The sequence below is a fragment of the Mesorhizobium sp. WSM4807 genome (genome assembly GCF_055811615.1).
The window spans coordinates 199,146-222,726 of record NZ_JBVVQY010000003.1; the positions used below are offsets into that span (position 1 = coordinate 199,146).

Annotated in this window: 20 protein-coding genes and 1 tRNA gene; 14 read left to right on the plus strand and 7 right to left on the minus strand. The window is 63.1% G+C overall.

The window, feature by feature from the left end; genetic code table 11:
- Positions 1–13: 13 nt before the first annotated feature.
- A complete protein-coding gene (locus tag AC0L3N_RS05225) occupies positions 14–892 on the minus strand; it encodes a branched-chain amino acid aminotransferase (protein ID WP_473546130.1) in 879 nt (292 codons plus the stop codon).
- A 154-nt stretch (positions 893–1,046) separates the two neighbouring features.
- Here AC0L3N_RS05225 and AC0L3N_RS05230 point away from each other — a divergent pair, with 154 nt between their 5' ends.
- Together AC0L3N_RS05230 and AC0L3N_RS05235 are read left to right on the plus strand one after the other, a co-directional pair.
- Positions 1,047–1,709 (plus strand): haloacid dehalogenase type II, encoded by a 663-nt coding sequence (locus tag AC0L3N_RS05230; RefSeq protein WP_123149223.1) that lies wholly within the window; start codon positions 1,047–1,049, stop codon positions 1,707–1,709.
- A 270-nt stretch (positions 1,710–1,979) separates the two neighbouring features.
- Positions 1,980–2,804, plus strand: coding sequence for a L,D-transpeptidase (locus tag AC0L3N_RS05235; RefSeq protein ID WP_123149224.1), 825 nt, complete (start codon positions 1,980–1,982; stop codon positions 2,802–2,804).
- Positions 2,805–2,923: 119 nt separating this feature from the next.
- Here AC0L3N_RS05235 and AC0L3N_RS05240 read toward each other — a convergent pair whose 3' ends face one another.
- Positions 2,924–4,471: a helicase HerA-like C-terminal domain-containing protein gene (locus AC0L3N_RS05240; RefSeq protein ID WP_473546132.1), complete on the minus strand. Its 1,548-nt coding sequence runs from the start codon at positions 4,469–4,471 to the stop codon at positions 2,924–2,926.
- Positions 4,472–4,731: 260 nt separating this feature from the next.
- Here AC0L3N_RS05240 and AC0L3N_RS05245 point away from each other — a divergent pair, with 260 nt between their 5' ends.
- From AC0L3N_RS05245 to AC0L3N_RS05260, 4 genes are all read left to right on the plus strand, one after another.
- On the plus strand, positions 4,732–6,174 hold the full coding sequence (locus AC0L3N_RS05245) for a methylmalonyl-CoA mutase subunit beta (RefSeq protein WP_473546134.1): 1,443 nt from the start codon (positions 4,732–4,734) through the stop codon (positions 6,172–6,174).
- Positions 6,171–8,294 carry a methylmalonyl-CoA mutase gene (gene scpA, locus AC0L3N_RS05250; RefSeq protein WP_473546136.1) on the plus strand — a complete coding sequence of 708 codons (2,124 nt, stop codon included), beginning with the start codon at positions 6,171–6,173 and terminating at the stop codon, positions 8,292–8,294. The genes AC0L3N_RS05245 and scpA overlap by 4 nt, the downstream gene beginning before the upstream one ends.
- Positions 8,295–8,364: 70 nt before the next feature.
- The gene (locus AC0L3N_RS05255) at positions 8,365–8,586 is read left to right on the plus strand and encodes an AbrB/MazE/SpoVT family DNA-binding domain-containing protein (protein WP_123149228.1); all 222 of its coding nucleotides are present in this window, start codon (positions 8,365–8,367) and stop codon (positions 8,584–8,586) included.
- Positions 8,583–8,972, plus strand: a complete 390-nt coding sequence (locus tag AC0L3N_RS05260; RefSeq protein WP_123149229.1) for a type II toxin-antitoxin system death-on-curing family toxin — start codon at positions 8,583–8,585, stop codon at positions 8,970–8,972. The genes AC0L3N_RS05255 and AC0L3N_RS05260 overlap by 4 nt, the downstream gene beginning before the upstream one ends.
- Here AC0L3N_RS05260 and greA read toward each other — a convergent pair.
- Entirely contained in the window at positions 8,969–9,442 is a 474-nt protein-coding gene (gene greA, locus AC0L3N_RS05265) for a transcription elongation factor GreA (RefSeq protein ID WP_123149230.1), read from the minus strand. The two genes, AC0L3N_RS05260 and greA, sit on opposite strands and share 4 nt — an antisense overlap.
- Before the next feature lie 117 nt (positions 9,443–9,559).
- Between greA and AC0L3N_RS05270 the strand changes: the two genes are divergently transcribed.
- Positions 9,560–10,936, plus strand: a complete 1,377-nt coding sequence (locus tag AC0L3N_RS05270) for a TIGR03808 family TAT-translocated repetitive protein (RefSeq protein ID WP_473546139.1) — start codon at positions 9,560–9,562, stop codon at positions 10,934–10,936.
- Here AC0L3N_RS05270 and AC0L3N_RS05275 read toward each other — a convergent pair.
- Complete coding sequence (locus AC0L3N_RS05275) at positions 10,924–11,946, minus strand: asparaginase (protein ID WP_473546141.1); 1,023 nt, start codon at positions 11,944–11,946, stop codon at positions 10,924–10,926. The two genes, AC0L3N_RS05270 and AC0L3N_RS05275, sit on opposite strands and share 13 nt — an antisense overlap.
- A 106-nt stretch (positions 11,947–12,052) precedes the next feature.
- Positions 12,053–13,219 carry an acetyl-CoA acetyltransferase gene (locus tag AC0L3N_RS05280; RefSeq protein ID WP_473546143.1) on the minus strand — a complete coding sequence of 389 codons (1,167 nt, stop codon included), beginning with the start codon at positions 13,217–13,219 and terminating at the stop codon, positions 12,053–12,055.
- A 224-nt stretch (positions 13,220–13,443) separates the two neighbouring features.
- On the opposite strand from AC0L3N_RS05280, the gene betI reads away from it, so the two are divergent.
- The 5 genes from betI to betB all read left to right on the plus strand — a co-directional run bounded on the left by betI (position 13,444) and on the right by betB (position 19,730).
- Complete coding sequence (gene betI / locus AC0L3N_RS05285) at positions 13,444–14,034, plus strand: choline-binding transcriptional repressor BetI (RefSeq protein WP_473546144.1); 591 nt, start codon at positions 13,444–13,446, stop codon at positions 14,032–14,034.
- Positions 14,031–15,560 (plus strand): choline-sulfatase, encoded by a 1,530-nt coding sequence (gene betC / locus AC0L3N_RS05290; protein WP_473546146.1) that lies wholly within the window; start codon positions 14,031–14,033, stop codon positions 15,558–15,560. The genes betI and betC overlap by 4 nt, the downstream gene beginning before the upstream one ends.
- On the plus strand, positions 15,557–16,558 hold the full coding sequence (locus AC0L3N_RS05295; protein ID WP_473546148.1) for a threonine/serine dehydratase: 1,002 nt from the start codon (positions 15,557–15,559) through the stop codon (positions 16,556–16,558). The genes betC and AC0L3N_RS05295 overlap by 4 nt, the downstream gene beginning before the upstream one ends.
- Positions 16,551–18,203 (plus strand): choline dehydrogenase, encoded by a 1,653-nt coding sequence (gene betA, locus AC0L3N_RS05300; protein WP_473546150.1) that lies wholly within the window; start codon positions 16,551–16,553, stop codon positions 18,201–18,203. The genes AC0L3N_RS05295 and betA overlap by 8 nt, the downstream gene beginning before the upstream one ends.
- A 63-nt stretch (positions 18,204–18,266) precedes the next feature.
- A complete protein-coding gene (gene betB, locus AC0L3N_RS05305; protein WP_473546152.1) occupies positions 18,267–19,730 on the plus strand; it encodes a betaine-aldehyde dehydrogenase in 1,464 nt (487 codons plus the stop codon).
- A gap of 9 nt (positions 19,731–19,739) precedes the next feature.
- Here betB and AC0L3N_RS05310 read toward each other — a convergent pair whose 3' ends face one another.
- Complete coding sequence (locus AC0L3N_RS05310; protein WP_473546351.1) at positions 19,740–20,651, minus strand: LysR family transcriptional regulator; 912 nt, start codon at positions 20,649–20,651, stop codon at positions 19,740–19,742.
- A 100-nt stretch (positions 20,652–20,751) separates the two neighbouring features.
- Here AC0L3N_RS05310 and AC0L3N_RS05315 point away from each other — a divergent pair, with 100 nt between their 5' ends.
- On the plus strand, positions 20,752–21,639 hold the full coding sequence (locus AC0L3N_RS05315) for an NmrA/HSCARG family protein (RefSeq protein WP_473546154.1): 888 nt from the start codon (positions 20,752–20,754) through the stop codon (positions 21,637–21,639).
- 113 nt (positions 21,640–21,752) lie between these two features.
- On the opposite strand, the gene AC0L3N_RS05320 is transcribed toward AC0L3N_RS05315, so the two are convergent.
- Complete coding sequence (locus AC0L3N_RS05320; protein ID WP_473546156.1) at positions 21,753–23,273, minus strand: phosphomannomutase/phosphoglucomutase; 1,521 nt, start codon at positions 23,271–23,273, stop codon at positions 21,753–21,755.
- Between the two features lie 203 nt (positions 23,274–23,476).
- On the opposite strand from AC0L3N_RS05320, the gene AC0L3N_RS05325 reads away from it, so the two are divergent.
- Positions 23,477–23,553, plus strand: a tRNA-Pro gene (locus tag AC0L3N_RS05325).
- Positions 23,554–23,581: the final 28 nt, after the last annotated feature.

Consider the following 23,581-nt stretch of genomic DNA (forward strand, 5'->3'; position numbering starts at 1 on the left):
GCTTTTTCGCCAGTCAGCCGGTCGAAATCGAATGCGCCCAATCCCAGTAGAGTTCGCGCGCCTTCTTGGCTACAGGCCCGGGCTGAAGATTGCGATCCTCGATGCGGGTGACCGGCACGACCTTCGAATGGTTTCCCGTCGAGAATATCTCGTCCGCTTCGAGGAAATCGCGCACCGACAGCGTCTTTTCGGTGGTCTTGAACCCATACTCGTCAAGCAGCATCATCGTCCGCGAGCGGGTTATGCCGGACAGGAACGTGCCGTTCGGCGCCGGCGTCAGGACATGGCCGTCTTTGACCAGGAAAATGTTCGAGGTTCCGGTCTCGGCGACATTGCCAAGCATGTCGAGCACCAAGGCATTGTCGAAGCCGCGCATCTTGGCTTCGAGAATGGCACGACCGTTGTTGGGATAAAGGCAGCCGGCCTTGGCGTTGGTCGGCATGGTTTCGATGGTCGGACGCCGGAACGGCGAGACGGTGACCGAAAAGCCCGACGGTGGGATCATCGGCGATTCATAGAGGCAAAGGCAGAAACGGGTCGAGGCCGGATCGGCCGGCACGCTCATATAGCCACCATGCTCGGCCCAGTACATCGGCCTTATGTAGACCGCCGTCTTGCCGTCGAACTTCTTCAGCCCGTCCCAGGTCAGCCCGACGATCTTTTCGGCGCTCATGGATGGTTTGAGACCAAGCGCGATCGCCGAAGCGTTTACCCTCGCGGCGTGGCGGTCGAGGTCGGGGGCGACGCCCTCGAACCAGCGGGCACCGTCGAACACGCTGGTGCCGAGCCACATGGCATGACTGCGCGGCCCTAGGATGGCGACGTTGCCTTCGTACCAGTCGCCATCCACAAAGGTCCATGTCGCGGATTGCGCCGCAGTCGCCAGTGTCATCGCTTGGTGTCCGTTCCAGACTGTCCTGTGTCGCCATTGGAAGATGCTTTGGCGTCTGCCGTCAACGGGCATCGCTGAGATTTGTTGAGGCCAGCGCTATGTGAACTGCAATCTGTGCTTGCGCCTAGCCTTGCCTCGCCGCAAAACTGTCACCATGCACCACGCGGCTTACGTTTTCGACGCTTACGGCACGCTGTTCGATGTCCATGCCGCCGTGCGCCGTCATGCCGACCAGATCGGGCCGGATGGCCAGCTCCTGTCGGAGATATGGCGCGCCAAGCAGCTGGAATATTCCTGGGTCAGGACGCTGATGGGCGCCTACGCCGATTTCTGGCAACTCACCGAGCAGGCGCTCGATTTCGCGCTGCGCAAGGTTCCCTCGGCGGACAAGGGGCTCAGGGCCAAGCTGCTCGACGCCTATTGGCGGCTCGACTGCTATCCGGAAGTGCCGGCCGTGCTCAAGGCGCTCAAGGGGTCTGGCGCCAAGCTGGCGATCCTCTCCAACGGCTCGCCTGAAATGCTGGAGGCGGCGGTCAAATCGGCCGCGCTCGACCAGTTTCTTGACGACATCTATTCCGTCGATGCCGTCAAGCGCTTCAAGGCCGATCCGTCGGTCTACGACATGGTCACGACAGGCTGGCGCCTCTATCCGGATGCGGTGTCGTTTCAGTCATCCAACCGCTGGGACGTCGCCGGCGCCACCAAATTCGGTTTCCGGACAGTCTGGATCAACCGCTCCGACCAGCCCGAGGAATATCGGGATTTTCCGCCGGCCCTGATCCTGCCCTCGCTCGAAGGCTTGCTGGCCGGAGGCTGACACATGACCCCAAAAATCGGAATCGATTTGCAAAGGATCATGCGCAAATTAAGGGTGCTACAGCGTCCTTTACGCATCCAAATGGACGCGCGGCGCTGTAGGCCTGTTGCCTCGGCGCAACAGGGGCGGAACCGTCACAGCTTTGCCTTTGTTTGTCCACCCTCAGGCCAGAATCGGAACCGCCTATCGCGCCGGGCATTGGTAGGGCTGGCGCCGTACTGATCGGCGTATTGATGTTTGTTTCGATTTGAGACCTAAAAAAAGGCAACCATGTTCACAACCGAAATCGAGTCCTATCGCCTGAGCCGTCGCGGCTTTCTCAACGCCGCTGCACTCGGCGCCGCCTCGATTGCGGTTTCCGCCTGCACCACGGTGGGAGGGCAGCCGGTCGAGCCGCCGCCGCCAGCCAACGTCGAGCCGCCGCTCCTGGACTATGCAACAATGTACGCTCCGGTCAGCGACGGTGGGTTCGAGCTCCCGGGCATACCGTTCGAGAAAATCGACGAGCAATTTCTGCGTCAGATCGTTCCCGATCCGACCGGCCAACGGCCCGGCACCATTGTCGTCGATACGGCTGGCCACCACCTCTATCTCGTGCGTTCGGGCGGAAAAGCCATTCGTTACGGCGTCGGGCTGGGTCGCGCCGGTTTCGAATGGTCTGGCGATGCCGTCGTCCAGTGGAAGCAGAAGTGGCCGAAATGGACCCCGCCGGCCGAAATGATCGCCCGCCAGCCCGAGCTCGCAAAATACAGCGCCGAGAATGGCGGCATGCCCGGCGGGCTGACGAATCCGCTCGGCGCGCGGGCGCTGTATCTGTTCGAGGGCAACGAGGACACGCTTTACCGCCTGCACGGTTCGCCGGAGTGGTTCTCCATAGGCAAATCGGTATCATCCGGCTGCGTTCGCTTGATAAATCAGGACATCATCGATCTCTACGACCGCGTGCCCAACAAGACGCCGGTGGTCGTTACCGCCGGTGTCGGTCAGGAGCTGGTTGCCACGGCAGACCGCAAAGCCATTCCGATCGATGCGGGCGTCCCGGAAGGATCGATCCTGCTCGGCCCGGCAAGAACGATCTCGGACTCGATTTTCTGAGCTGGTCGAAAGCGCTGGAGCGGTGGACTTTCGGCGCCGCAACTTTCCGGTCCGATGCTTTTCCCTGAGCAGTCGGATTCTCGCAAAACCGGTGCCCACTTTGGTCCGATGCGGTACTTTCAGCGCCGCCCCCTTGCCAGGCTGCCGAGGATGCCGCGCACGATTGCCCGTCCGACGGATGAACCGACCGAGCGAACCACCGATTTGATCGCCGCCTCCGCCACCGTCTGGCGATTTGACGCTCGCGGCGCCGGTGCTCGCCTGCCGCCGGCGGGCTGGTGGGCGGGATCGTCATTGCCGAAGCCTGGAATGGTCCAGCGTGAGCCGCCGCTCTCCTGCTGCTGCGCCTCCGCGTCCAGCGCATCCTTGGCTTTTTTCTGCAGCATCTCGAAAGCCGATTCGCGATCGACGGTCTGATCGTACTGTCCCGCGACCGGGCTCTCGGTGATCAGCGTACGGCGCTCGTCAGGCGTGATCGGGCCAAGTCGCGACGACGGCGGGCGAACTAGCGTCCGCTGGACCATCGACGGAACACCTTTGGCTTCCAGCGTCGAGACCAGCGCCTCGCCGGTGCCGAGCTGCGTGATCACGGTTGCACAGTCGAAATCGGGATTGGGCCTGAACGTCTCGGCGGCGGTCCTCACGGCCTTCTGCTCCCGTGGCGTGTAGGCGCGCAGGGCGTGCTGCACGCGGTTGCCGAGCTGGGCTAGAACCGTTTCGGGGATATCCAGCGGATTCTGGGTGACGAAGTAAACGCCGACGCCTTTCGAGCGGATCAGGCGGACCACCTGTTCGACGCGGTCGACTAGCACCTTCGGCGCGTCATCGAACAGAAGGTGCGCCTCGTCGAAGAAGAAGACCAGCTTCGGCTTGTCGGGATCGCCGACTTCGGGAAGCTCCTCGAACAGTTCCGACATCAGCCACAACAGGAATGTCGCATAGAGCCGGGGATTCATCATCAGCTTGTCGGCGGCCAGCACGCTGATCGCGCCGCGGCCGTCGCGGGTGGTGCGCATGATGTCGGCGATCCGTAGCGCCGGCTCGCCGAAGAAGTTCGTCGCTCCCTGCTGCTCCAGGACCAGCAGCGTGCGCTGGATCGCGCCGACCGAGGGTTTTGTGACATTGCCGTAGCGAGCGCCGATTTCTTCGGCGCGTTCGGCGATGTTGGCAAGAAGCGCTTGCAGGTCCTTCAGGTCCAGCAGCAACAGGCCCTCTTCGTCGGCGATGCGGAAGGCGATGTTCATGATGCCTTCCTGCGCCTCGGACAGGTTCATCAGGCGCGACAGAAGCAGCGGCCCCATTTCCGAGACGGTGGCGCGGATCGGATGGCCCTGCTCGCCGAACAAATCCCAGAAGATGACCGGAAATTCCTGGAAATCATAAGGATCGAGCTTGACCTGCTCGGCGCGCTTGACCAGAAAATCCTGTGCCGTGCCCATCATGGCGATACCGGACAGATCGCCCTTGATGTCGGCGCAGAAGACCGGCACGCCGGCATTGGAGAAACCTTCCGCCAGAATCTGCAAGGTCACGGTCTTGCCAGTACCGGTCGCACCGGTGACCAGGCCGTGACGATTGCCATACTGAAGCAGCAGATTTTCGGCGCGCTGGTAGCTGTCATCAGGCTTTCGGCTGGCTCCTATGAAAATACTGGTGTCGTCAGCCATGTGTCCGGTCTCCGCAAACCTGAAGTGTTGAACGCCCCGGTCTATTGAAAGTAATGGGGCTCGCCGCAGGTATAATGACGCCATTGCGCAGCGACAATGGCCATGGTCGAAATTGGGCTTTTTGGAGCTTGCGGATTTTGCGCATGTTTGGCAATCGGTTGACGGTTCACCGTCGCAGGACGCGTGTTGCATTGTGATATGGGACGGGGAACCGTAGACTGACGTTCCAGGCCTATCGGCCGAGAAGACGAGGAGAGCGGATGGGCGCCGGTGCCTTGAACCACGATGCCAAACTTCCGAACCCTGACCGGCAGCGGTGGCTGGCCCTTGCGGAAAAAGCCTTGGCCGGCGAATCCTTCGAGGAAAAGCTCGTATCCCATACGGACGATGGCATCCGTATCGAGCCGCTCTATGATCGTTCGGTCACCGCAGAGCCTCTCGCGCGGGCAAATCCCAGATCGCCGTGGATCGTCAGCCAGCGTATCGACGACCCCGATGTCGGCCGCGCCAAAGCCCAGGCCCTGGAAGACGTCGCACAGGGCGCCACCGGATTGTCGCTTGTCTTCGAAGGCGCGCCGAATGCGTTCGGCTACGGCCTGCCGAGGACTGCCGAGGCGCTGGAGACCGTGCTCGACGGCGTGCCGCTCAATCGCATCCAGGTCCGCATCGACGCGCATCCCTGGAGCCGCGCCGTGGCCGACTGGCTGGTTGCGTTCTTGAGCAAGCGCCGGTCGGACCCGGCAAAACTCAACCTTTCCTTCGGTATCGATCCGGCGGCGATCTTTGCCGGAACCGGCCGCTTGCGGATGTCGATCGAGGCCCTGCAGGCATCGATGCCGCAGTCCCTGGCACATTTTTTCTCGATGGGCGTTCCCGGGGTTCTGCTGGAGGCAGACGGACGCGTCTTCCACAATGCCGGCGCCACCGAAGCGCAGGAGCTGGGCGCCATGATGGCTTCGGCGGTCTCCTATCTCCGGATGTTCGAGGAGGCGCGCCAGCCGCTCGTCTATGCGGCGCCCCATATCGGCTTTGCGCTGAGCGTCGACCAGGATCAATTCGTGTCGATGGCCAAGGTCAGGGCTTTGCGCAGGCTGTGGGCACGTGTTCAGGAGGCATGCTCGATCGCCGCCTCCACCGCCAACATCCATGCCGAGACGTCCTTCCGCATGATGACTTCGGCGGACCCGGAGACGAACATCCTGCGTACTGCGATCGCCGGTTTTGCCGCGGCAGCCGGCGGGGCGGATTCGATCTCCATCCTGCCGCATACGATCGCGCACGGCCTGCCGGCGGGCTTTGCCCGCCGTGTCGCCCGCAATACGCAACTGATCATGGCCAGCGAAAGCCATATCGATCATGTCGCCGACTCTGCTTGCGGTTCGGGCGCGGTTGAAGCGCTGACCGCCGAACTCTGCGAAGCGGCGTGGGAAGAATTCCAGCGGATCGAGGCGGAAGGCGGCGTGCTGTCCAGCCTGCAGCAAGGACACATCCAGAAACGGGTTCAGGCGGCCGCCGCCCGCCGCAATGCTGCCTATCAGGCGGGCGATCGGGCCATCATCGGCACGACGCTTCACCCGTCGAAGACCGAACGTCCGGTCGAAACGCTGGCGGCGGAGCGGCGGCCTGCCGTCACCGAGGGCGTAGCGGTATGCGAGCCGCTGTTTCCGATCCGCCTCGATCAATCGATCGGAGCAGCGCCATGATCCCGGATTTCAGCCAGATCGGCTGGTCGGCGCCGCGCCGGGCGCCGATCGAGGCCAAGGGCCAGCGGATGACCCCGGAAGGGTTGGCCATCAAGCATCTGTACAACCAGGGCGACCTCCAGGGGTTACCGCATCTCGACACCTATCCGGGCCTGCCGCCATTCGTGCGCGGCCCCTACCCGACCATGTATGTCCAGCAGCCGTGGACGATCCGGCAATATGCCGGCTTCTCGACGGCGGAAGAGTCGAATGCCTTTTACCGGCGCAACCTTGCAGCCGGCCAGAAGGGACTGTCGGTCGCTTTCGACCTCGCCACGCATCGCGGCTACGACAGCGATCATCCGCGTGTTGCCGGCGATGTCGGCATGGCCGGCGTCGCCATCGATTCCATCCTCGACATGCGCCAGCTCTTCGACGGCATACCACTTGACGAGATGACGGTGTCGATGACCATGAATGGCGCGGTGCTGCCGATCATGGCGCTCTACATCGTGGCGGCGGAAGAACAGGGCGTTGCGCAGAAGGACCTCGCCGGAACCATTCAGAACGACATCCTGAAAGAGTTCATGGTGCGCAACACCTACATCTATCCGCCAAAGCCTTCGATGCGGATAGTGTCGGACATCTTCTCCTACACGTCGCAGCACATGCCGAAGTTCAATTCGATTTCGATCTCCGGCTATCACATGCAAGAGGCAGGTGCGACCGCCGACCTCGAGCTCGCCTACACGATCGCCGACGGCATCGAATATGCCCGCGCCGGTGTCGCGGCGGGTCTCGATATCGACCGTTTTGCGCCGCGCCTTTCCTTCTTCTGGGCGATCGGCATGAACTTCTTCATGGAGGTCGCCAAGCTAAGGGCAGCCCGCCTTTTGTGGTCGAACCTGATGCTGAAGAACTTCTTGCCGAAGGACGAGCGCTCGCTGTCACTGCGCACCCATTGCCAGACTTCGGGCTGGTCGCTGACGGCGCAGGACCCCTACAACAACATCATCCGCACCATGATCGAGGCGATGGCGGCGACGCAGGGTCATACGCAATCGCTGCACACCAACGCCTTCGACGAGGCGATGGCGCTGCCGACCGACCATTCGGCTCGTATCGCCCGCAACACGCAGCTCATCCTGCAAAAGGAATCCGGTACCACCCGCATCATCGATCCATGGGGAGGCTCCGCCTATCTCGAACGGCTGACGCATGACCTGGCGGCGCGCGCGCTTGCCCATATCGAAGAGGTCGAGAGCCTGGGCGGGATGGCCGCCGCAACCGAAAAAAACATACCGAAGCTGCGCATCGAAGAGGCCGCCGCGCGCACGCAGGCGCGGATCGATTCCGGCGAGCAGATACTGGTCGGCGTCAACGCCTATCGTCCGGAGACGGACATCAAAGTCGACGTGCTGAAAATCGACAACGCCGAAGTCAGAGCCCGTCAATTGTCGAAACTGCAACGGCTGAAAGGCACGCGCGACGTCGCTGCTGTCGAGAGCGCACTGAGTGCGCTGAGCCGCGCTGCGGAGAGCGGCGAAAATCTGCTGGAGTTCGCCATTCGCGCCGCGCGCGCCAACGCCACGGTCGGCGAGATTTCGCTGGCTCTGGAAAAGGTCTTCGGCCGCCATGTCGCTTCGGTCCAGACGATCTCCGGCGTCTATCGCAAGGCGCTCGGCGACAATCCGGTGGTCGACCGGCTGCAGGACAAGATCGTGGCGTTCGAGGAGAAGTCCGGCGGCAAGCCGCGCATTCTCGTCGCTAAGATGGGGCAGGACGGCCACGATCGCGGCCAGAAGGTCATCGCCACGGCCTTTGCCGATCTCGGCTTCGACGTGACCGTCGGACCGATGTTCCAGACGCCGGACGAGATCGCCAGGCTCGCGGTCGAGCACGACGTGCATATCATCGGCGCCTCGTCGCTGGCGGCGGGACATTTGACGCTCATTCCCGAACTCAAGGACGCGCTGAAGAAGCTCGGACGCGACGGCATATCGATCGTCGCCGGCGGCGTTATCCCGCCGCAGGATTACGATGCTGTGATGCAGGCGGGGGCCGCGGAGATCTTCCCGCCGGGCACGGTCATCCCCGAGGCCGCCGACCGGCTGATGGACCGGCTGTTGCAGGTTGGATGAGCCGTTATAATATATGTTGTAACGAGGGCGGGTTTCGTTATAATTGGTGTTGCAACCAAGGTGCAACGCCATGAACACGACAATCCGCAAGATCGGCAATTCCGAAGGCGTCATCCTGCCGAGGGAGCTTCTCGATCGCCTGAACCTGAAGGCTGGCGACCAGCTTCAAATCGTTGAAACCGGTGATGGCCTTGCGCTGAAGCCGGTGGACGATAGCTTCGAGCGGCAAATGAAAGCTGCCCGCGAGGTGATGGACAAATACAAAGTGGCGCTTCGAAAGCTCGCCGAATGAGCTGGCAATTCCTGAGCCGGCGCGCCGTGGAAGCGATGCACGCGGAGCAGCTGCGCCGGCATGGCGGCGCACAAGGTTTAAGAGACGAGAATGCTCTTGAATCGGCGCCCGCCCGAGCCGAGAACAAGGCGAACTATGGTGATCCATCGATCGAGGACCTGGCTGCGGCCTATATCTTCGGCACCGCCAGAAATCGCCCCTTTGTCGACGGCAACAGGCGCACGGCCATCGTCGCCGCCGGCGCGTTCCTGATTGTCAACGGCTATACGCTGACGGCCGACAACGGCACGATCTATGAATTCGTCATGGGTGTCGCCGCCGGCGAGATCGACGAGGCTGGGGCGGCGGCATTCTTCCGCGACCATGTCGTGAAGATCGAGGTCTAATTGTCGGAGAGCTTGACGATTTCCCACTCCTTGCCGTTCACCACGGCAATTTCGCCGACCTTCTTGCCGAACAAAGCCAGGGCCATCGGTGAAACATGGGAAATCGTGCCCTTGGCCGGATCGGCCTCATCCTCGCCGACGATCTTCCAGTGCACCTTCCTGCCGTCATCGCCTTCCAGCGTGACGCCCATGCCGAAGCGAACCAGGTCGCTGCCCGGTTCCGGTACGGAAAGCTCGGCGCTTTCACGCCGCGCGGTCCAGTAGCGCAGGTCGCGCGAGATGAGCGCGATGCGCTCGCGGTCGGCCCTCTTTTCCGCTCGGGCCAGATCATCGCGCAGAACAGCCAGTTCGGCGTCGATCAGCGCCAGGCCGCGTTGCGTCACCAGATTGCGGTGCGGACTGATCGGCCGCTCGCCGATGCCGGCGATGGCGTTTTCGCTATCCTCTTCGCGCGTGAAGGCTCTGCTCATTGGTTGAGCTTATGCCTCGCGCGGCGACTCCACAAGCTATTGCCGGCAAACCCGATCGGCCGATCGGTCTGGCACGATTCCTGCGGCGCGACGGCCGAACGCTGGGACTCTGTGCCGATGTTGAACAGACGAAAATTTCTCGCACAAACCGCCGGCTTTGCCGTCCTGGGCCTCTCGCTCGGCAAGGCAGCGGCAGGCAGCCTGCCCGGCATCGACAATGCCTCGATGCGCGGCTCGATCAACGCTGCCGACCTCGGCGTGCAGCTCGGCGCGCTTGACGACCAGAGCGAGGCCTTCGCCACGCTGCTGCGCGAGGCAAACGACCGCGATATGCCGGTGTTCCTGCCGCCGGGAACCTATGTCGTATCCAACCTTTCGCTGCCCAGCCGTATCAGACTTTCCGGCGTGCCGGGCGCATCGCGGATCGTCTATGGCGGCAACGGCCACCTGCTTATGGCCGAACAGGCCGAGCATATCGAATTCACCGGATTGGTATTCGACGGCACCAACCGCTGGATGGGCGATTACGCGAAAGGCCTGCTCGACCTTCGCCGCGTCGCTCACCTCGTCATCGACAATTGCCAGATATCAGGCAGCGGCAAGAACGGCCTGGCGCTCGAGCATGCTTCGGGCCGCATCGAGCGCTCGGAAATATCAGGCGCGGCCGACGCCGGCATCTATTCGGTCGAAGCCGCCGGCCTGGAGGTATCAGGCAACACCGTTTCCGACTGCGCCAATGGCGGTATCCTCGTGCACCGCCGGCAAGCGGCCGAGGACGGCACCATCGTCAGCGGCAACCGCGTCGAGCGCATTCAGGCGCGTAGCGGCGGAACCGGCCAGAACGGCAACGGCATCAATGCGTTCCGCGCCGGCAACGTCGTCATCTCGGGCAATATCGTCTCGGATTGTGCGTTTTCGGCGATCCGCGCCAACAGCGCCAGTAATCTGCATATCACCGGCAACACCTGCTCGCGGTCGGGCGAAACGGCGCTCTATTGCGAATTCTCCTTCGAGGGGGCGATCGTCAGCAACAACATCGTCGACGGTGCCGCCAACGGCATCTCTATCGTCAATTTCAACGAAGGCGGCCGCATGGGCGTGTGTTCGGGAAACATCGTCCGCAACCTCTCGACCAGTGGCCCCTACCCTGCCGATCCACCCGGTTTCGGCATCGGTATCAACGTTGAAGCGGATACCACCGCCTTCGGCAACGTCGTCGAAAATACGCCGCTCTACGGCATGCACATCGGCTGGGGGCCATTCATGCGCAATGTGGTCGCCATGGGAAACATCATCCGCAAGGCTGGAACCGGCATCGCCGTCACCGTGGTCGAGGGCGCCGGCACGGCGATCATCTCCGACAATGTCATCGATGGCGCCCAAAACGGCGCGATCGTCGGCCATCGCTGGGCCGAGCCGGTGACCGGCGATCTCGCCTCATCAGGCAATGCCGGCTATGCGCATCTGACCATCGAGCGCAATCATGTGCGCTGAATGCCCGATCTCAGTGCAGCAGTGGGGCGGAGTGCGCCGACCTTGGCGCCGATCCGGCTTTGGATGGGTGGATTTGCCTGTTCGATCAGCTTCTCCGCCAGTGCCTTGTCGGCGTGCAAAAGCCTGGCCATGCATGCCGCGACCATGACTTCAGCCGCGCGGCCAGCGCCATCATCGCATTTGAGCGCAATGCCAAGGCCAAGCTCCGGAAGGGCTGCGCAATAGACGCCTTCGGCCCCTCCCTTGACAAAAATCCGGCCGGGTGCGGCCTCCATCAGCGCAACATCGGCCCTGCCTGTGCCGGCGACCAGAAAGGGTTCGGCCATGCAGGCGGAAAGCAGCCGCTTTGCGGCTTTGGCGCGCACGGGTTCAAAGCCGACCCCGGTCGCCATGCGGGCAAAGCCGAGCGCGAAGCTGCGTAGCGGCACGGCATAGGTCGGGATCGAGCAGCCGTCAGTACCGCAATGATCGAAATCATGGGCGGCACCGGTCACCGCCTGCATCGCATCGCGCACCATCTCCTGCGAGGCATGGCCTGATTTGACATAGCCGCGATGCGCGATGCCGGATTGGACGCAGGTGCAGAGAAAGCCCGCATGCTTGCCAGAACAATTGTTGTGCAGCGCGTTCGGCAAGTTACCGGCGCTGGCCAGCGCAACCGTCGCATCATGGTTCGACGGCCAATGCGCGCCGCATTCCAGCGCCGCCTCGTCCAGCCCGGCCTTCGCCAGCATCGCCCGCGCCAGTTCGACATGCGCCGGCTCGCCGGAATGCGAAGCGCAGGCTAGCGCCAGTTCGCGGTCGCCGAAACCATACGCATCGGCGGCGCCGCTTTCGACCAGCGGCAGCGCCTGGATCGCCTTAACCGCCGAGCGTGGGAACACAGGGCGGGCCGTATCGCCGATTTCCCAGACCGGCCTGCCGTCGGCATCGAAGACCGCAATGGCGCCACGATGCGCGCTCTCGACCACGGTGCCGCGCAAAACTTCGACCAGAACCGGATTCGTCATGATTTCCCCGCTGACGCATGACCTCGAAAGTCATGCGTAAAATCAAAGTGTTACAGCGTTCTTTGCGCGCCCGGAAGGGCGCGCGGCGCTGTAATGCGGGCCGCTTTTATCTGATCCGATCGAGAATGGAAACGTAGTTGGCGACCGCGGCACCGCCCATATTGAAGATGCCGCCGAGCTTGGCGCCCGGCACCTGGATGCCGCCGGCTTCGCCAACGAGCTGCATGGCGCTCAACACATGCATGGAGACGCCGGTGGCGCCGATCGGATGCCCCTTGGCCTTCAGCCCGCCGGACGGATTGACCGGCAGCCGGCCGTCCTTCGCCGTCTCGCCGTCCATTGCAAGTTTTGCGCCCTCGCCCGGTTTCGCCAGTCCCATCGCCTCATATTCGATCAGCTCGGCGATGGTGAAGCAGTCATGCGTCTCGACGAAGGACAGATCATCAAGCGTCACACCAGCCCTCTTCAACGCCTGGTTCCAGGCCTGTTCGCAGCCTTCGAACGCCAGGATGTCGCGCTTCGACATCGGCAAAAAATCCTGCACATGCTCGTTGGCGCGGAAGGCGACGGCGCGGCGCATCTTCAACGCCGTCGCCGTGTCGGCAAGGACCAGGGCGGCGGCGCCGTCCGAAACCAGCGAGCAGTCGGTGCGTTTCAGAGGGCCAGCGACGAAGGGGTTCTTCTCGCTCTCATGCCGGCAGAACTCATAGCCGAAATCCTTGCGCATCTGCGCATAGGGATTGTCGACGCCGTTCTTGTGGTTCTTGGCGGCGATCATCGCCAGCGCATCCGACTGGTCGCCATAGCGCTGGAAATAGGCTTGGGCGATCTTGCCGAAAACGCCGGCGAAGCCTGCCGGCGTGTCGCCCTCCTCGGGCAGATAAGAGGCCTTGAGAAGGTTCTTGCCGATTTCTGGACCTGATGTCGTCGTCATCTGCTCGGCGCCGACCACCAGCACGATGCGGGCGGCATTGGCGTCGATGGCGCGGATGCCTTGCCTGACCGCCGCCGAACCGGTGGCGCAGGCGTTCTCGACGCGGGTCGCCGGCTTGAAGCGCAGCCGGTCGTCGGCCTGCAGGACCAGGCTTGCGGTGAAATCCTGTGTGGAAAAGCCGGCATTGAAGTGGCCAAGCACGATCTCGTCGACCTCGTCCGGACCGATCCCGGCATGATCGAGCGCCTCGCTAGCCACCTTGGTGATCAGGCCCTCCAGCGTCTCGCCTTCGAGCTTGCCGAAACGCGAATGCGCCCAGCCGACGATGCATGCTGTCATGGTTATCTCCATCCTGCGGGCCCGGGCTACGCGATGTCGCAGCGCCTCAGCATTGTTCAATGCATGAACCGTTCCAGCGACTTCGTGAAGGGGCCAGAACCGCGCAATCGCTTGATCTTGTGTATCTGGTCACGGCACCTGGCTTTTGCCACCAAATCAGGCTGGATTTTTGTTGATTGATCCGTCAATAAAAAATAATCTCGTGGCAACAGGCCGGAGCAAAGATGCCGAAAATCGGAATGGAGCCGTTGCGCCGCAGGGCGCTGATCGACGCGACGATCTCGGCGATCGGCGAGCGCGGTTCGCTTGATGTGACGATGTCGGAAATCGCCGGGCGCGCTGGCGTGTCCTCGGCGCTTGCCCATCACTATTTCGGCGCCAAGGACGAACTTTTGCTGGCGACGATGCGGCACATCCTGGCCGAGCTGACCGCCGACATGCGGCGCGCGCTTCGATCGGCCGGCACCCCACGCCAGCGCGTTTCGGCCGTGGTCGCCGTCAATTTCTCCGACGTCCAGTTCCGGCCGGAAACGATCGCCGCCTGGCTGGCCTTCTATGTCGAGGCGCAGAAATCGGCAGCACTTCGCCGGCTGCTCAAGGTCTATGCGCGGCGCCTCCATACCAATCTGTTGAGCGGGTTGACCGGCATCCTGCCAAGAAACGAAGCCGACCGCGTCGCCGAGGCGACAGCGGCGCTGATCGACGGGCTCTACATCAGGCGCGCGCTGAAGGACGGCGTGCCCAATGCCGCGACCGCGATCGCACTGATCGAGGATTATCTCGAAACGAAACTCAGCCGGCGGAGCGCACAGTGACGTCCAAGCGACCCAATTTCCTGATCGTCATGGTCGATCAGCTCAACGGCACGTTGTTCCCGGATGGGCCGGCGGACTTCCTGCATGCGCCGCATCTGAAGGCGCTGGCCGCTCGTTCGGCGCGCTTCAAAAACAACTACACTGCCTCGCCGCTCTGCGCGCCGGGCCGCGCTTCGTTCATGAGCGGCCAGTTGCCGTCACGCACCGAGGTCTATGACAATGCCGCCGAATTCGTCTCGTCGATCCCGACCTATGCGCATCATCTGCGCGCCGCCGGCTACCATACCTGTCTCTCCGGCAAGATGCATTTCGTCGGGCCGGACCAGTTGCATGGTTTCGAGGAACGGCTGACCACCGACATCTATCCGGCCGATTTCGGTTGGACGCCGGATTATCGCAAGCTCGGCGAGCGGATCGACTGGTGGTATCATAATCTCGGCTCGGTGACCGGCGCCGGCGTCGCCGAGATCACCAACCAGATGGAGTATGACGACGAGGTCGCTTTTCACGCGGTGCAGAAGCTTTATGATTTCGCCCGCGTCTCCGACGACGCTTCGCGGCGGCCGTGGTGCCTGACCGTTTCCTTCACCCATCCGCACGACCCCTATGTCGCCCGGCGGCGCTATTGGGATCTCTACGAGGACTGCCCGGCGCTTGAGCCCAAGGTGGGCTTCATTCCCTACGACAAGCAGGATCCGCATTCGCAGCGGCTCTACCGGGCGAGCGACTATGACAGATTCAAGATCACGCCGGAGCATATCCGCCGCGCGCGGCGCGGCTATTTCGCCAACATCTCCTATCTCGACGATAAGGTCGGCGAACTGCTGTCGGTGCTCGAACGCACGCGAATGCTCGACGATACAATCATCCTGTTCTGCTCTGATCACGGTGACATGCTCGGCGAGCGCGGCCTGTGGTTCAAGATGTGTTTTTTCGAGGCCTCGGCACGGGTGCCGCTGATGATCGCCGGAAAAGACATTTCGGCCACCCTGATCGCCGCGCCGGTCTCCAATCTCGACGCGACGCCGACGCTTTGCGATCTGGCCGGCATCGACATGAGCGCGATTGCGCCATGGACCGACGGCCAGTCGCTGCTGCCGCTGCTCGACGGCAAGACGCGCACCGCACCGGTGCTGATGGAATATGCGGCCGAAGGCTCTAATGCGCCAATGGTGGCGATCCGCGAGGGTCGCTTCAAATTCATCCATTGCGAGATCGATCCGCCGCAACTGTTTGATCTTGAATCGGATCCGCTCGAGTTGACCAATCTCGCCGCCGACCCGGCGCATGCGGCTTTGGTGGCTGCATTCACCGACAAGGTTCGGGCGCGCTGGGACATGGCCGCTTTCGACGCCGCCGTCCGCGCCAGCCAGGCGCGCCGCTGGGTGGTCTATCCGGCGCTGCGCAACGGCACCCATTACCCCTGGGAATTCCAGCCGCTGCAGAAGGCTTCGGAACGCTACATGCGCAACCACATGAACCTTGACCTGCTCGAAGAGCAGAAGCGCTTTCCGCGAGGCGAATGATGACAACCCTTGTCCCCTCCCTCGATCACCTCAAACAGGCCTATGCCGCCACCGCCAAGGCGACGCAGATCACGCCATTGCTGGAGTCAGCGGCCTTGGCCAGGGAGACCGGAGCTGCCCGTGTCTTCGTCAAGCCGGAATCGCTCCAATGGGCGGGATCGTTCAAGGTGCGCGGCGCCTATTGGCGGCTGAAGCGGCTGTCGCCTGACGAAGCGAGCAGAGGCGTGGTCGCCTATTCCTCCGGCAATTTCGCGCAAGGGCTGGCCGCCGCCGGCCAGGCGCTGGGCATTCCGGTCACGATCGTCATGCCGATCGACGCGCCGGCCGCCAAGCGCGACGCAACGGCTGGCTATGGCGCGCGCGTGGTGCTGACCGACCATGGCGAGCGCGCGCGTGAGGAGGTTGCCGCCGCCACGGCGCGCGAGATCGCCGCGACCGAGGGGCTGGCGCTGCTGCATCCGTTCGACGACCCCGAGATCGTCGCCGGCCAGGCTGGTGCGGGGCTGGAGGCACTCGAGCAACTCGATGCCAGGAATGCCAGCGCCGATCTGCTGTTCTGCGCGGTTGGCGGCGGCGGGCTGATCGGCGGCGTTTCGCTGGCTTTCCACTATCTGTCGCCGGCGACCGAGATCATCGGCGTCGAGCCGGAAGGTTTCAACGGCATGGGGGCGTCGCTGGCGCATGGCGCCATCGAAACCATGCCGATCGGGCCGAAATCGATCTGCGACGGGCTGATGGCGCGCAAGCCCGGCGACGCGCCGTTCGCAGCGGTCAGGACCGCGGGCGTTCGCGGCATCACCGTCGACGATCAATCGGTGCGCTGTGCGATGCGGATCGCCTTCGAGCGGATGAAGCTGGTGCTGGAACCTTCGGGCGCTGCATCGCTGGCGGCGCTGCTCGGCGGCAAGGTGGATGTGAGCGGCAAGACGGTGCTCGTGGTGGCAACCGGCGGCAATGTCTCGCTCACCGATTTCATGGCGCATATGAACCATGCTTGAGGCGGATTTCGTCATCATCGGCGCCGGCTCGGCCGGCTCGGCCATGGCCTACCGGCTGTCGGAGGACGGCAAGCATTCGGTGATCGTCATCGAATTTGGCGGTAGTGATGTCGGCCCGCTGATCCAGATGCCGTCGGCGCTGTCGATCCCGCTCAACATGAGCCTCTACGACTGGGGCTTTGCCAGCGAACCGGAACCGCACCTCGGCGGCCGCGTGCTGGCGACGCCGCGCGGCAAGGTCATCGGCGGCTCGTCCTCAATCAACGGCATGGTCTATGTGCGCGGCCATGCTCGCGATTTCGACCATTGGGCCGAACAGGGCGCGGCCGGCTGGAGGTTTGCCGACGTGCTCCCCTACTTCAAGCGCATGGAGGACGCCAACGGCGGCGAGAATGGCTGGCGCGGCCACGGCGGCCCGCTGACCGTGCAGCGGGGCTCAAGGACCAACCCGCTCTACGGCGCGTTCGTCGAGGCGGGCCGTCAGGCCGGCTTCGAGCTGACCGACGACTATAACGGCGCGAAGCAGGAAGGTTTTGGGCCGATGGAGCAGACCATTCGCGGCGGCCGCCGCTGGTCGGCGGCGAGCGCCTATCTCAGGCCGGCGCTCAGGCGGAAAAACGTGAGCCTGGTCAAGGGCTTCGCCCGGCGGGTGATCATCGAGAATCAACGCGCTACCGGTGTCGAGATCGAAGCGCGCAAACGGATTCAGGTGGTCAAGGCGCGACGTGAAGTGATCGTCGCCGCCTCCTCGATCAATTCGCCCAAGATCCTGATGCTGTCCGGCATTGGCCCGGCCGAACATCTCAAGGAATACGGCATTCAGGTGGTCGCCGACCGGCCCGGCGTCGGCCGCAACCTGCAGGACCATATGGAGCTTTATATCCAGCAAGAATCGACGCAGCCAATCACGCTGAATTCGGTGCTGAATCCCTTCTCCAAGGCGATGATCGGCGCGCAATGGCTGTTTTTCAAATCGGGTCTCGGCGCAACCAACCATTTCGAGGCGGCGGCCTTCGTGCGGTCGCGCGCCGGTGTCGACTATCCCGACATCCAGTATCATTTCATCCCGGCCGCAGTCCGCTATGACGGCAAGGCGGCGGCGAAAGCGCATGGTTTCCAGGCGCATGTCGGGCCGATGCGATCGAAGTCGCGCGGTTCTGTCATGCTGCGCTCGCCCGATCCCGGATCGAAACCGGTGATCCGCTTCAACTACATGTCGCATCCGGACGACTGGACCGAGTTCCGCCACTGCATACGGCTGACGCGCGAGATCTTCGGCCAGTCGGCATTCGATCCCTATCGCGGCAGGGAGATCTCGCCGGGCTCGCACGTTCAGTCGGACGACGATCTCGATGCCTTCATCCGCGATCACGCCGAAAGCGCCTACCACCCTTGCGGCACCTGCAAGATGGGCCGCACCGATGATCCGATGAGCGTCGTCGATCCGGAATGCCGTGTCATCGGTGTCGAAGGGCTGCGGGTCGCCGATTCCTCGATCTTCCCGCGCGTCACCAACGGCAATCTCAACGCGCCTTCGATCATGACCGGCGAGAAGGCCGCCGACCACATTCTCGGCCGCACGCCGCTGGCGCCGTCCAACCAGGAACCATGGATCAATCCGCGCTGGCAGGCATCGGACAGATAAGCCATGATCCGGCGGACTGTCCGCCCGCCGGTCCCGGCGAAAGACAATTTTGGAGAAGCTCCCATGCGCGCCCAGCCAAAGGCATCGCACTATGTCAACGGACGCTATATCGACGACGAGCAGGGTGCGCTGCTGCCGGTGATCTATCCGGCAACCGGCGAGACCATCGCAATGCTGCGTTCGGCGACACCGAACGTGCTGGAACTCGCGATCGAAGCAGCGCGTGCAGCACAACCGGCCTGGGCGCGGCTGAAGCCGGTCGAGCGCGGACGCATCCTGCGCCGCGCCGCCGACATCGTGCGCGCGCGCAACGCCGATCTGGCGCGCATCGAGACGCTGGATACAGGCAAGGCGATCCAGGAGACGCTGGTGGCGGACGCGCCATCGGCAGCCGACTGCCTCGAATATTTCGGCGGCGTGGTCGCTGCCTTTAATGGCGAGTCCATCGATCTCGGCGGACCCTTCGCCTATACAAGGCGGGAGGCGCTCGGCGTCTGCGTCGGCATCGGCGCCTGGAACTATCCGATCCAGATCGCCGGCTGGAAATCGGCACCAGCGCTCGCCATGGGCAACGCCATGGTGTTCAAGCCGTCGGAGAACACGCCGCTGTCGGCGCTGGCGCTCGCCGAAATCTATACAGAAGCCGGCCTTCCCGACGGGCTGTTCAACGTCGTGCAAGGCTATGGCGATGTCGGCGCCGGCCTTGTCGGGCACGATGTCGTCGCCAAGGTCTCGGTGACCGGGTCGGTGCCGACCGGGCGCAAGGTGCTGTCGCTCGCCGGCTCGAAGATGAAGCATGCCACCATGGAGCTCGGCGGCAAGTCGCCGCTGATCGTCTTCGACGATGCCGATCTCGAAAACGCCATCGGCGGCGCCATGCTCGGCAATTTCTATTCGACCGGCCAGATCTGCTCCAACGGCACACGGGTGTTCGTGCAGAAGGGCATCCACGACCGTTTCGTCGAACGTCTGACCGAGCGGACCAAGAAGATCCGTATCGGCGATCCGCTCGACCAGGAAACGCAGATGGGGCCGCTTGTCTCCAAGGCCCAGCACGAGAAAGTTATCGGCTATATCGAAGCCGGCAAGCAGGATGGCGCCGTGCTCGCCTGCGGCGGCAACGTGCCCTCGCTGCAGGGTTTCCAAGGCGGCTTCTTCGTCGAGCCGACCGTCTTCATCGGCGTCACCGACACGATGCGCATCGCGCGCGAGGAGATTTTCGGGCCTGTGATGAGCGTGCTGAAATTCGACGGTGAGGACGAGGTGATCGACCGCGCCAACGATACCGAATTCGGCCTTGCCGCCGGCGTGTTCACGCGCGACCTGCCGCGCGCCCACCGCGTCATCGCCGAGCTGCAGGCCGGCACCTGCTGGATCAACGCCTATAATCTGACGCCGGTCGAAATTCCGTTCGGCGGCTTCAAGCAATCCGGTATCGGCCGCGAAAATTCGCTGGCGGCGTTGGCGCTCTATTCGCAGCTGAAGTCGGTCTATGTCGAGACCGGGGATGTGGCGAGCCCCTATTGAGGCTCGCGGCTACTGCTGGTCAGCCGCTGTATTTGCCCGACTGGAAATCCGGTCGGATGCAAGCTCGATGAATGCCTTGACGAGGGGCGAAAGATGCCGGCTGCTCGGATATAGGACATGCAGCCCGCCGACCGGAGTCGTGTAGTCCCGGAGAACGCGGCTCAGCCGCCCCCCATTGATGAGGGGCTCGGCGATGCTGTGCGGCAATTGGGCGATGCCGAAGCCTGCGAGCGTGGCCGCAACGACCGCCTGCATTTCATTAGCGGCGAAGCGCCCGGCCACCGTGACCGTTTCCTGGCCGTGTGGCCCGTCCAGCACCCAATGGGTGCCCGAGGTCGAAGGGCCTGCGATGACGCACTGGTGGTGCGCGAGATCCGCCAGGCGCTCCGGCACCCCGCGGCGCGCGAGATAGTCCGGGCTGGCGCAGAGCAACCTGTGCGTGGAGCCGAGTTTGCGGGCGATCAGCGTCGAATCCTGAAGAACCCCGGTGCGGAAAGCGAGATCTATACCGTCCTCAACCAGGTTGAGCTTGTCGTCGGTCAGGCGCAGTTCGACCTTGGTTTTTGGATACATCGCAAGAAAGTCGACCACCGCCTGGGTTAGGAAATGGCCGCCGAAGCCAACGGGCGCCGAAATGCGGATAGTGCCCGATGGCTCCGCCCTCGCTTCGGCGAGGCGCAGATTTGCTACCTCGATCGTCCGCAGCGCCTGGCTACTCTGCTCGTAATAGAGACGCCCGGCATCCGTCACGTTGAGGCTGCGCGTCGTGCGCTGCAGCAGGCGGACCCCAACTTCACGCTCGAGCGCGGCAACGCGTCGACTGACCGTCGTCTTGGGCATGGCAAGCAGCCGCGCGGCAGCGGTGAAACTGCCAGCTTCGACGACTCGAGCGAACACGACGATGTCGTTGAGATCGAGCATAGTATCCATGCATGGGACAAAGTTTTCCAATTATAGGCAATTATGCATCAATGTGACAGGCCCTAATTTTGCTCCATCGGAAAAAAGAAGGAGCAAACACATGACCACCAAACGAAACGTTCTGGTGACCGGCGCCACCGGCCAGCAAGGCGGCGCAGTTGCGCGTGCCTTGCTGTCGAGTGGACATCGCGTCAAGGCACTGACCCGCAAGCCGGACAGCGATGCCGCACGGCAGCTGGCGTCGGTAGGCGCCGAGATCGTGGCCGGCGATCTCGGTGATACGGCCTCCGTTGTGCAGGCAGTCAAAGACGTCGACACCATGTTCCTGATGGGCAACAGCTACGAAGCCGGGATGGAAGAGGAGACCCGCCAGGGGATTCTAGCCGCCGATGCAGCCAAGGCTGCAGGCGTCGGGCATCTGATCTATTCGTCCGTTGCCGATGCCAACAAGAAAACCGGCATCCCGCATTTCGAAAGCAAATATCTCGTCGAGCAGCATGTCGAACGGCTCGGCATTCCCTATACGATCAGCGCCCCGGTTGCCTTCATGGAGAATTTCGTCGCGCCGTGGTCGATCGGCGCGCTCAGCCAGGGCACGCATGCCTTTGCAATGCCCGCCAAACGTGTCCTCCAGCTGGTCGCACTTGCCGACATCGGCGCCTTCGTTGCCGCCCTGGTCGAGCGACGCGAGCGCGTGTTTGGCAAGCGCTTCGATATTGCGGGAGACGAGTTGTCCGGCGAAGACCAGGCCAGGATCCTTTCGCAGTCCATCGGCCGCCCGATCAACTATCAGGCAATTCCAATCGCGGTGGCCCGCCAACAAAGCGAAGATACGGCGCTGATGTTCGAGTGGTTCGACCGCGTCGGCTATGACGTCGATATCGCGGCTTTACACCGAGATTTCCCGGAGGTCCGCTGGCACAGTTTTGCCGACTGGGCGCGGGAGTTCGACTGGCGTGCCCTTGAGCGGGCTTATTCCGCTGCCTGAGCTCCTGTAGACATGATCGGCCGATGAAAACTGGGGGAGCGGACCAGCTGTAACGGGAAAATTTGGTCCGCTCCCCCACCGTGGCCTTCTCACGCCGCGATGAATGAGAAAACCTAGAAAGTCTGGTTATAGGCGCCGACCTCAGGGCTGCGGCGCAGCACCGCATCGACGGCTTCGAACATCTGCCGGCGCCGCTCCGACGACACCGGGCTCTCCACCACCACGACCAGCTCCGCCTTGTTCGACGACGCCCGTACCAGGCCCCAGGTGCCGTCCTCGGCAACAACGCGCACGCCATTGACGGTTATCAGGTCGGCGATCTTCTGGCCGGCGAAGACCGCGCCGTCCTGCTTCATGGCCTGAAAGTCGGAAACGACCCGCTCGACCACGCCGTATTTCAGTTCGTCGGCGCAGTGTGGCGACATGGTCGGCGTGCCGAAGGTCAGCGGCAGGTCGCGATAGAGATCGGCCATGCTGCTTGTCGGGCTGCGATCCAGCATCTGACAGATGGCGATGGCTGTGATGAGACCATCGTCATAGCCGCGCCCGATCGGCGGATTGAAGAAGAAATGACCGGATTTCTCGAAACCGGCGATGGCGCCAAGCTCGGCCACGCGCCGTTTTATGTAGGAGTGGCCGGTCTTCCAATAGTCGGTGACGGCGCCATCGGCGCGCAAGGCGGCGTCGGTGTTGAACAATCCGGTCGACTTGACGTCGACGACGAAGGTCGAGCCGGGATGCAGTCGCGCGATGTCGCGCGCGAGCATGACGCCGACCTTGTCGGCGAAGATCTCGTTGCCTTCATTGTCGACCACGCCGCAGCGGTCACCATCGCCGTCGAAGCCAAGCCCGACGTCGGCTCCCGTCTCCAGCACCTTGTCGCGGATGGCATGCAGCATCTTCATGTCTTCGGGATTGGGATTGTAATTCGGAAACGTATGGTCGAGCTCGACATCGAGCGGGATCACCTCGCAGCCGATCCGTTCCAGCGCTTCAGGTGCAAAGGCGCCGGCGGTGCCGTTGCCGCAGGCGGCGACTACCTTGAGCTTTCTCGCTATGCGCTTGTCCCGGGTCAGGTCGTCGAGATAGGTTTTGCGGAAATCCGCAACGAAGTCATAGGAGCCGCCTCCGATAAGATCGAAGTCGCCGGCAAGCACGATCGCCTTCAATGCGCTCATTTCCTCCGGGCCGAAGGTCAGCGGACGCGCCGCCCCCATCTTGACGCCGCTCCAGCCGTTCTCGTTGTGCGAGGCGGTGACCATGGCGACCGACGGCGTGTCGAGCGCGAACTGGGCGAAATAGGCCATCGGCGACAGCGCCAGCCCGATATCCCTGACCCGCGCGCCGGCGGCCATCAGCCCGGAAACCAACGCCAGCTTGATCGCCAGCGAATAGGAGCGGAAATCATGCCCGGTCACGATGTCCGGCCCGGCGCCCAAGCGCCGGATCAGCGTGCCGAGCCCCATGCCGAGCGCCTGGACACCGATCAGGTTGAGCTCCGGCGGCTCCGCCGAGCCAGGATGGCCGAACCACCAGCGCGCATCATACTCACGAAAGCCGGACGCCTTGATCAGCGCCGAGGTTTCAAACTCGAAGGTGTTGGGACGGGCTTCGCTAACGATCTTCAGGGACAAGACAGCAACTCCAAGCGGCTGGATTCAGAGTGGTTTTAACGCAGGTGGCCATGCCTATAACACGAGCCCTTAAGCGGTGTTTATCCCGCAGGGAACTTAAACCTGTGTGACGTTAAGGCGAAACGGCAAGAAATGCGACAGAAGCGCTGCCATTGGCGCTTGCAGGAACGAAGTACGGCGGCTATAAGCCCGCGGTCTGGTCACGGAGTGTAGCGCAGCCTGGTAGCGCACATCGTTCGGGACGATGGGGTCGCAGGTTCAAATCCTGCCACTCCGACCAGAAAAAACAAATACTTAAGCGTCTCCCG